The organism is Planomonospora algeriensis (genome assembly GCF_977012225.1).
Window position 1 is genome coordinate 1 of record NZ_CDRNDK010001046.1, and the last position, 613, is coordinate 613.

Here is a 613-nt window from a genome sequence, read left to right on the forward strand (position 1 = left end):
GGGTGCACCGGTCGGGGCGGTCGCCGGCGGGGTGGCGGGCGGCTGGGACGTGCCCTCCGGGGTCCCGCGCAGCCGGGCGACCATCGCCTCCGCCTGCTCCCTGGTGAAGGAGCCGGCGATCTGCATGCTGTCCTCGGTGATCACCTCTCGGACCCGGGGCGCCGCCAGGACCCTCCCTCCGACGACGATGGCGATCTGCTGGTCGACCGCCTCCTCGGTCAGGCTGTTGATCCGGTCGTGGAACGCGGGTGCGAAGGTGATCCGGACCGCGTAGGAGCCGTCGCTCCCCCGGACCGCGTCGATCCCCCGGACGGCGGTCACGTCGACCCCCGCGGCGACCTCGTAGCAGATCTGCCCGGCCTCGTCGGGGACGCCCTCGGGAGTCGTGCACGGTCCCGGCTGGTCGGCGGTGACCGGGGCGAAGTGGATGGGCGCCGGCAGCCGCTGGGGCGGCGGGGCGCCCAGCGGCACGCCGGGGTTGCGGGTCATGAGCACCGCGATGGTGGCGAGCACGCCGGTGGTCAGCACCACGAGGACCAGCGCGACGACGAGGACGGCGGTGGTGGCCCGGCTGGCCCTCGGCGCGCCCGGCGCTCCGGGAGGCCGCCCCGGG

At 76.3% G+C, this 613-nt stretch carries 1 protein-coding gene; it reads right to left on the reverse strand.

Going from position 1 to position 613, the window contains the following annotated elements:
• The coding region (locus ACWJ6R_RS37710; RefSeq protein ID WP_449066761.1) for a SecDF P1 head subdomain-containing protein at positions 1-613 on the reverse strand (613 nt) is incomplete at both ends.